Origin of the sequence: Acaryochloris sp. IP29b_bin.148 (genome assembly GCF_028285565.1) — a bacterium.
Taxonomy (GTDB): domain Bacteria; phylum Cyanobacteriota; class Cyanobacteriia; order Thermosynechococcales; family Thermosynechococcaceae; genus Acaryochloris.
This window is the reverse complement of sequence record NZ_JANQOY010000108.1, coordinates 1-8159: the sequence shown is the minus strand read 5'-3', so window position 1 is coordinate 8159 and position 8159 is coordinate 1. Positions and strand designations below refer to the sequence as shown.

At 47.4% G+C, this 8159-nt stretch carries 9 protein-coding genes; 7 read left to right on the top strand and 2 right to left on the bottom strand.

Translation table 11 applies throughout. The features are described from left to right. Positions 1-191: 191 nt before the first annotated feature. A complete protein-coding gene (locus Q0986_RS10205; RefSeq protein ID WP_299409268.1) occupies positions 192-683 on the bottom strand; it encodes a GNAT family N-acetyltransferase in 492 nt (163 codons plus the stop codon). Positions 684-1272: 589 nt separating this feature from the next. On the opposite strand from Q0986_RS10205, the gene Q0986_RS10200 reads away from it, so the two are divergent. Genes Q0986_RS10200 through Q0986_RS10190 form a run of 3 tightly spaced genes read left to right on the top strand, consistent with a single transcriptional unit; the run spans position 1273 to position 4494 of the window. After that, entirely contained in the window at positions 1273-2625 is a 1353-nt protein-coding gene (locus tag Q0986_RS10200) for an MFS transporter (protein ID WP_299409264.1), read from the top strand. Continuing rightward, positions 2622-3893, top strand: a complete 1272-nt coding sequence (locus Q0986_RS10195) for a glycosyltransferase (protein ID WP_299409261.1) — start codon at positions 2622-2624, stop codon at positions 3891-3893. The genes Q0986_RS10200 and Q0986_RS10195 overlap by 4 nt, the downstream gene beginning before the upstream one ends. 46 nt (positions 3894-3939) lie before the next feature. Then, positions 3940-4494, top strand: a complete 555-nt coding sequence (locus Q0986_RS10190) for a sugar O-acetyltransferase (protein ID WP_366918560.1) — start codon at positions 3940-3942, stop codon at positions 4492-4494. Between the two features lie 116 nt (positions 4495-4610). On the opposite strand, the gene Q0986_RS10185 is transcribed toward Q0986_RS10190, so the two are convergent. Next, positions 4611-5198, bottom strand: a complete 588-nt coding sequence (locus tag Q0986_RS10185; RefSeq protein WP_299409254.1) for a TetR/AcrR family transcriptional regulator — start codon at positions 5196-5198, stop codon at positions 4611-4613. A 43-nt stretch (positions 5199-5241) separates the two neighbouring features. Between Q0986_RS10185 and Q0986_RS10180 the strand changes: the two genes are divergently transcribed. From Q0986_RS10180 to Q0986_RS10165, 4 genes are all read left to right on the top strand, one after another. After that, positions 5242-5730: a hypothetical protein gene (locus Q0986_RS10180; protein WP_299409251.1), complete on the top strand. Its 489-nt coding sequence runs from the start codon at positions 5242-5244 to the stop codon at positions 5728-5730. A 249-nt stretch (positions 5731-5979) separates the two neighbouring features. Beyond that, positions 5980-6351, top strand: a complete 372-nt coding sequence (locus Q0986_RS10175) for a VOC family protein (RefSeq protein ID WP_299409248.1) — start codon at positions 5980-5982, stop codon at positions 6349-6351. Positions 6352-6723: 372 nt separating this feature from the next. Further along, complete coding sequence (locus tag Q0986_RS10170) at positions 6724-7062, top strand: DUF4258 domain-containing protein (RefSeq protein ID WP_299409245.1); 339 nt, start codon at positions 6724-6726, stop codon at positions 7060-7062. A 467-nt stretch (positions 7063-7529) separates the two neighbouring features. Then, on the top strand, positions 7530-8159 hold a 630-nt coding region (locus Q0986_RS10165; RefSeq protein ID WP_366918561.1), incomplete at its 3' end, for a filamentous hemagglutinin N-terminal domain-containing protein.

Below are 8159 nucleotides of genomic sequence, written 5' to 3'. Positions count from 1 at the left end.
ATTGCCTATTCGTATCACCCGATGAAGCCTGCTCTGGATCTGACGCCTGAGGAGCTAAAGGCCCTCCCTGCCGCGATTGTTTAGCGTCGAACTCACGTTCAATTAGCTTTGGTTTAGATCTGGGCTAATGTGCGATCGCACGGTTGCACTCTCTGGAGGGAGAGGCGATCGAATGGCCGCGAGACGCTAAATCATTGGCAGCAATTGGCCAGGTCGAGCACTAACAAGGGTAAATATCGTCCCGAAATACTAGCGGATTCTGTTTTTGCGATCGCACGCGCCCCCATCGCCAGGTAAAAGGCTTCAGCATTTGGATCGCTCTGGATCATAAGAGTCTGGGTACCACAGGCCATGGCCTGTTTTTGAGCATGCTGCATTAGGATTCTGCCATAGCCCTGCCGAATAAAAGCGGGAGACACAAATAAGGCGAGCAGTTCCATCTCTTGAGCGGAACATGGTTCTAAGCCATAAAAACCAATCAACCGATCGCCCGTTTCAGCTAGAAAGAAATGGAATTGGGGATGAATTATCTGGGCTGACGTATACGTTAGCTCTGGTCGGCAAGCGGTCATAAACGCAGGAGAATATCCCCAATAGGCCTTGGCATGAATGGCGAGTTGACTGAGGGCTGGGGCATCCTCAGGTCTGGCCTTTCTGATTTCAAAAGTAATGGGAGACCTCACACTGGACACTTAAGAAATCTAAACACTCAGGTTTGACTTTGCATGAAGGGAATAGCATCTTAGACCTATATGGCTTCTCAGATTTAAACCTTAATTCTCATTTAACCCATCTTTAAATATCGGCAATCATATAGGTCGTGATGTCAGTTATTAAAGGTAGCTATGCTTCTCCAGTAAGGAAACAAAATCTGATTTTCCAATGTCATAAGACTGCTACTCATTAGCGATAAAAATGAATTTTAAGGAGCCACTGGCTCAATCTAGGTGAATTTTATTGCTTCTTTAAGTTAGGTCTATCTGTTGTAGCAGCGTATTGAAAAGAATTGCCCTCAACAACCATTAATCTTGCCTTGCTGAAGTTTTCTTCATGCTTTCTCTGCAGGGCTTATGAGACATCCTATGGACGTTCAAACAAGACAACCTAGTCTGCGCAATGGTTTGATTTACCGCATCGGTCTGCACCTGTTTGCAAGACTAACCCCATTGATATTCGGATGTACCCATTCAAGTAGGGGACTGGCGGTTTTCTCGGGCAGTTACCTCAGTCCAGAAGCCTGCTGATTCTGTTTTGAAGGTTTAAAGGAGTTAGATGCAAACATTTCTGCTGATTTGGTTAGGGCAAGTTGTTTCTCTGTTAGGCACAAAACTAACAGAGTTTGCCCTTGGCGTATGGGTTTACCAACAAAATCAGTCCATTAGCCAGTTGGCCATGGTGATTTTGTTCACTTACTTGCCCAATCTGCTGATTTCACCCATTGCTGGACCACTGGTGGATCGCTGGAACCGTCGCTGGGCGATGATTCTCAGTGATGCTGCGGCAGGTGTTGGTACGCTGATTATTGGTGCTTTGGTCTTTACCAATCAGCTAGAGATTTGGCATATCTATCTAGCGGTGAGTGTTAGCTCAATTTTTAATGCCTTTCAAGTGCCGGCCTATACAGCTGCGATCGCACAGTTGACGCCGTCTAGCCAATATAGCCGTATGAACGGCATGGTCCAGATTTCCCACGGGATTGCTCGGGTGATTTCACCTGCGATCGCAGGTCTCTTGATCGGTATCCTGGGCATTGGCGGCATCCTGATTATCGACTTCAGCACCTTTCTCGTGGCACTAACGACCTTGCTGATTGCCCGCTTCCCCAAAATCGAGCGCACTCGACCCACCAAGCCACCCCAAATTCGACGACTTTTGCAAGAGATGCAGTTTGCCTGGCGGTATATCACCAAGCGTCCTGGCCTGTCTCGACTGCTGCAATATATGTCCACCAACTTCTTTTCCGTCGGCATTCTAGAAGTCGTGTTTTGGCCACTCATCTTGGATTTTGGCTCGCAGGAAGAGTTAGGATATGTCCTTTCCATTGGTGGAAGTGGCTTACTGCTGGGCAGCATCGTGATGACGGCTTGGGGAGGTCCCAAACGGAAAGTGTATGGCCTGCTCTACTTTATTCCCTTACAAGCACTAATTATGCTGATGGCGGCCCTCCAAACCTCCATCCCGCTAGCAGCCCTGGGCCTATTTGTGTATCTCTTTGCCCAACCGATTATCGTCAGTTGTAACCAAGCCATTTGGCAGAGTAAAGTCCCTCAACATTACCAGGGTCGGGTGTTTGCCCTCCAGCAAATGATTGAAAAATCCTTGGCCATCTTTGCCTACATTATCGTAGGTCCCTTGGTGGAGAACTTCTTAGAACCCCTGATGGCGGGTGGCCCCTTTGCAGAAACCGTCGGTCCCTATATTGGTGGTATTGGTGCAGGTCGAGGGATTGCCTTAATGGTTCTGCTGATGGGAATTGGCAACTTACTGGCAACCGGCATGGCCTTTAGAAGCCGTCGCTTGCGCCGCTTAGATGTGGAATTGCCCACTGTAAAACGACCCAATATATCCGTTCCTCAACCAGACGTTCGTGATGCCTATTGTTTAGAGGAGGCAACCTCTCCATGAAGATTGCAATGATTACCTCTGGTTTCCTCCCGGTCGTGGACGGGGTTACCGTCGCTGACTTCAACCGGATGAAGAAGCTAAGTCAGTGGGGGCATCAAGTTCGGGTCTTTTGTCCTGACTACAGCACGTTGGCCAGTGTTTATCCCAACTGGCAGGACTACACAGGTGAGATTCTCCCCAATATTGAAGTCGTCAATCTCCCCAGCGATGCCTTTATGGGGCTCGACTTTGAACGTAATATCAGTTGGCGAGCCCGTCCACACCTGTTGCAATCCCTAGAAGAATTTCAGCCCGATATCGTTCATGTGGATGAACCTGAACGACTGTCTGTGGGACTATTGCAAACGCCAGGTATCCAGTATGCCAAGCAGGCGGGCATCCCCTGTGTGTGCTTTTACCGCACCAACTTTATTGAGTATGCGGAGGATTACTTCGATTGGCCACCCGCTGCCATTGCTGGCCTACAGTACTTGTTTAAGCTGCTGCTGCGTCGGGTGTATAACGCCTACGATCAGACCTTCACCACCAGTCCAATTACCCAAGAGAAGATCATCAAACTGGGTATTAAAAACTCTCGTTACGCTGGGCTAGTGGGCTTTGATACGGATAACTTTAGTCCCCAATTGCGATGTCCTAACTACTTTGCCCAAAACTATGCCTTACCCCAGGTGGATCAGCAGGTCAAGCTGGTATTTGTGGGACGGTTAACCCCGGATAAGGGCTGGGCTTTTACCTTCAAGGCTATGCAAGAAGTGTTGTCTAGCGTTGATCGCGATCAAGTAGCGCTAATGGTGGCGGGTGATGGCTCCATGCGGGAAGAAATTGCGGAGGAATTAGGATCCCTAACGCCCCACGTCCATCTGTTGGGTCGAGTCGAACCATCCCAAATTCCTGCTCTGCTCGCTAATAGCGATATTCACATCACCACCTCAGAGAAAGAGGCGCGAGGTCTTACCATTCTGGAAGCCTTTGCATCAGGGATTCCGGTGTTGGCTCCTCGGGCAGGTGGAGTCGTCGAAAATATCGAGCATGGTTGCAATGGCTATCTGTATGAACCCCAATCTGTTCATGATTTTGCCGATAAGCTCCAAGCGCTGATCGAAAGTCCGACCCTACGACGAGGTATGGGAGACTATGCGCCATCGAGTGTTGAAAATTACAGTTGGGATCGGGCCTTTCAGACGTTGGTGGAGCTATGGGAAGAGGCAATCCGAAACAATTCATCTTCACCAGCCCGAACTTTAGTGGGGACGTCATCTGGTCGGTAATTCCGGTTTCCAGATCCGTTAGTCATCCCTCGATAGCTTTTTTCCAATGTTAAGTGAAAAGCAGAAAATGCTCGCTGGGGCAGATTACCTTGCTTCTGATTCTGAGCTAATGAAGGAAAGAACACTAGCTCATGCGAAATGTCATCGGTTTAATTCAACCCCAGGATGTAGCCCTGAAAAGTTGCAGATTTTAGCTCAAACCTTTGGCTCATGTGGTGCAGATTGCTATATTGAACCGCCCTTTTTCTTGGATTATGGCTATAACCTCTTCCTGGGGCAAAAAGTCTATTTGAACTTTAACTGCATCATTTTGGATTGTTCAGTGGTGACCATCGGTGATTTTGTAAAATTTGGCCCCAATGTTCAGGTCTATACGGCAGGGCATTCTCTGGATAATGCCAAACGATTGCAAGGGTTCGAGTTTGCAAAGCCCATCACCATCGGCTCCAATGTTTGGGTTGGAGGGGGTTCAATTATTTTGCCTGGGGTTGATATTGGCGAAAATGCAGTGATCGGTGCTGGCAGCTTGGTATCCAAAAGTATTCCAGCCAATGCGGTGGCTGTCGGCAATCCTTGCAGAGTGGTTCGGGATAATAAATGAGAAGTGGGTGCAATTTTTTGATCATCCATTCCTCTCAGGTCAAGAGATGCTGAACTCCTAACGCTTACCAAGGCTGACACCTGAGCATTTTAATCAGAAGCATCCTGAAAATGGGACTATTTCGGCATAGGACGCAGTACCAATTTGAGTGCACGGCGGATATAGTCTGTCCAAGCTTCTTCCGGTGGAAAGATTAATGCATAGAGCATAATGCCGCTCATCGTGTCGAATACTAAACCTGCATCCACATCACTTGCAACTTCCTGTTTTACTTTTGCCCGTTCAATGATGCTGGCGAAAGCTTGTTTTCGAGGTAGAAGATATTTTTCCCAGTAAACTCGCGCAAACTTAGCATTACTGGATGCGCTGCTAATAATCATGGTAACGGCTTGCTTGCCGAGTGGGGTCAGCGTTATTTGTGCTGCATTTTCGATTAAGGCATCCATATCACCCCAAAAACTCCCTGTATCGGGAACGCGAATCTCTTCCCGCACACTCTCGATGGCATCAGCAACGAGTTCGTCTTTATTAGCATATCGTCGATAGATGGTTGTCTTGCCTACTCCTGCACGTGTTGCGATCGCATCCATACTCATCTTCTCAAAACCTACTTCGGCTAGTAGTTCCAGAGTGGCTTTCAACATGGCCTGATGAGACGACGCACTACGAGGTCTTCCCGGCGACTTTTTATAGGCATCTTTCATAGATGCTATTATGAATTACGATACATATACGTATCGTAATTCAATGAATCAACCTCCCCTTTATATGGATAAAAAGAGTACTCAAACCCTGAGAGAAGGGTTAATTGAGTACTATGCATGCAATCCGCATGTCACGAATCCAGGGACTCAACCCACTCACTTTGGCAAGATTTTACGGGCACATGATGTGGGACATGTGATTTATGGCTGCGATACAGGCATGCATGATGAGCTGAAAATTTTGCCGCTCTTTTGGTGGACGAGTGAATGTACCTTTCGGACGTATCTGAAGATGAAAAATTCCCCTGCAGTGGATGTGATGTATGACGATATGATTCGAGAAAAGGGGGCGCTTTGGCTATATGGAGCAGTTTTGAGCGTACTGCCTTCAGTATTGATTGACCTGATTCCCATTTGGATTAGAACTCGTAATCGCCAGAAGCTGCTGCCATTTCTGGATTTCGAGCCATTGCTTGATCGATCGCTGTTAGATATCCGCCAGGAATTTGATTTGATATCTTTGCTGCCGTAAGGAAAGAAAACCTATCACCTTACACAATACGGAAGTCGGTCAGGCATTAGAAGGTTATCCCTTCTAGCCTTGGAACAAGTATTGCTCTCATCTTTACTGATGCTCTTCCTTGATATCTCACAAAGAATCAACGTCACAGCCATCTCATCAACAAACCATGATCAAACGTTTGCATTTACTAAAATCTAGGCCACGATTGATTGAATAAATGTCACCATGATCAGTGATTGGCGTTTAGGAATCAATAATATGGCCGCTGAATTTAAACATGTCATGCTGATGGTCAAAGACATTCCAGCAACCGTAAAGTTCTACTCAGAAGGGCTGGGATTGACTGTAAAAATGCAAAGTCCCGGTTGGGCAGAGCTAGATGCGGGCGGGACGACGATTGCGCTCCATGCAGCAGGTGAAACTGCGGGTGGTGATTCTCCCATTTTGAGTTTTCACGTTGAGGATGTACATGCTGCTATAGCAACTCTAGAATCTCTAGGTGCCCAACTCGAAGGTCGTGTGAGAGAACCTGCCTTCGGTAAAGTGGCTGCCATGCGGACCCCGGATGGTAACTTGCTCAGCTTACTACAACCTTCAGGTGTTCCAGCGGGTCAGTCTCACTCTCACTGATAACCCTATCTAGGTTTCTCTGTCTTGGGGAGGAACCTAGACTTGCAATACATTAGATTTCACGCTCCTCAATAGGGGAGCCTCTCTCTATTTTTAAAAAACTAAAAGTCAGGCTTAACGATATTCGTGGAGTTCTATAAACAAGCTTGACCTGGCGAGTGTAGCCTATGTCATGATGAGAAGGAATCCAGGCTCACATTGCCTTCTGTTCCTCCAGCTCCGGTATTTTTGTTGTATCTTTGCAAGACCTAGATCAGTACTATTGCGTAGGTGGATAGAACGGTAGTGTTACATAGATCCGTAGTTTAATCATTTCTCTCAGCTGGGCCTAGATTTAAGCTGAAATGAGCGCCCCTCTGCTAGGTCAAAGTCATGAAACTCGCCCATGAGCTGCATCAACTGCTAACAGATGATTCCCGCATCGATTCATTGCCTGAGTTTTTCCTATCTGGTTCCGTGAGTGACCCTAGCCATACGAAACGTCGCATGCAACAACGGGCCATTTCCACCGATATGATCGAACTAGCGCTCCTATACGGCAAGCAGGAATATCACAGCCACGCCAAAACTTACACCCTTTTAGATAAAACCCTCAGAAATACCCCCTATCAACGCTTTGTCGATAAACTCAGAGGGTTGCGCGTGATTGCCTTAGAAACGGCACGTGGATTGCAAGTCACTAGCGTTTATTGGGCCTGGGATTTACGCTAGCGATCCAGCAAATTTTTCACCCTGGCTTGCAACCCCTTAATCGCTCTCATGACTGTGACCATGGATAACTGAGTGTTTCAACTCAGCTCGCATTCTCTAGATTTAGTACTTCGTTAACAGAGGGGGATTGAACGAAGATAGCGGATTATCGAGGTTAGTATTTCCCTTGAAGCTAGGTAGGGTCAGTTTTTGATGCAGAGTATTGACAACTCATCATGGCTGATAGTTTCAACAAGTAAAGATCAGAAAAATTGGGGGTAGCAGTCGCTGTTTTCAGAGATTTGGTTAATCACTTTTGTTGGTTAATCACTTTTGACAGATTCGGTGTGAGAGAAGTCAAATATGTTGTCGAAATGGGCATACTTAAGCGCAGCCTCAGTCAAAATCATCTTCATCGAAGGGTTGTTATGAAACGTTGGCTTTCTCCCAGAATTCTGTTGCTACCGTGTTTGGGTGTGTACTTATGGATGCAGCCAGCCCACGCTCAATCGATTGTCACCGAACCCAACGGTACTAAGACAATTGTCACAGCTGATGGCAAGCGGTTTAACATCAGTGGTGGCAGTCTTTCAGGTGATGGAGCGAATCTATTTCATAGCTTTCAGAAATTTGGCCTTAGCAAGGGAGAAATTGCGACCTTCCTCAGCAATCCCAGCATTAAGAATATTCTTGGGCGCGTGACCGGAGGAGACGCTTCTGTTATTAATGGTCTGATTCAAGTCACTGGCAGCAATGCCAACCTATACCTCATGAACCCGGCGGGGATTGTGTTTGGTCCAAATGCCACGATCAATGTCCCTGCAGATTTTCGCGCAACCACCGCCGATGGAATTGGCTTTGGGAAGGGTTGGTTTAACGCGGTCGGTGACAATGACTATGCTGCCCTAGGGGGGACTCCCCAGAGTTTGCTGTTTAATGCTGATCAGCCCGGTAGTATCGTCAATGCCGGAAACCTGGCTGTGGCGAAAGGGCAGAACTTGAGCCTGATTGGCGGCACGGTCGTAAATACAGGCTCACTCTCAGCTGAGGGGGGGCAAGTTACCCTGGCTGCAGTACCCGGTCAGCGTCGGGTGCGTATCAATCATCCCGATATGTTG

Bases quoted from the DNA above. Each gene is read 5' to 3' on its own strand.
- Q0986_RS10200 (WP_299409264.1), top strand. From the start codon at position 1,273: ATGCAAACATTTCTGCTGATTTGGTTAGGGCAAGTTGTTTCTCTGTTA.
- Q0986_RS10195 (WP_299409261.1), top strand. From the start codon at position 2,622: ATGAAGATTGCAATGATTACCTCTGGTTTCCTCCCGGTCGTGGACGGG.
- Q0986_RS10190 (WP_366918560.1), top strand. From the start codon at position 3,940: ATGTTAAGTGAAAAGCAGAAAATGCTCGCTGGGGCAGATTACCTTGCT.
- Q0986_RS10185 (WP_299409254.1), bottom strand. From the start codon at position 5,198: ATGAAAGATGCCTATAAAAAGTCGCCGGGAAGACCTCGTAGTGCGTCG.
- Q0986_RS10180 (WP_299409251.1), top strand. From the start codon at position 5,242: ATGAATCAACCTCCCCTTTATATGGATAAAAAGAGTACTCAAACCCTG.
- Q0986_RS10175 (WP_299409248.1), top strand. From the start codon at position 5,980: ATGGCCGCTGAATTTAAACATGTCATGCTGATGGTCAAAGACATTCCA.
- Q0986_RS10170 (WP_299409245.1), top strand. From the start codon at position 6,724: ATGAAACTCGCCCATGAGCTGCATCAACTGCTAACAGATGATTCCCGC.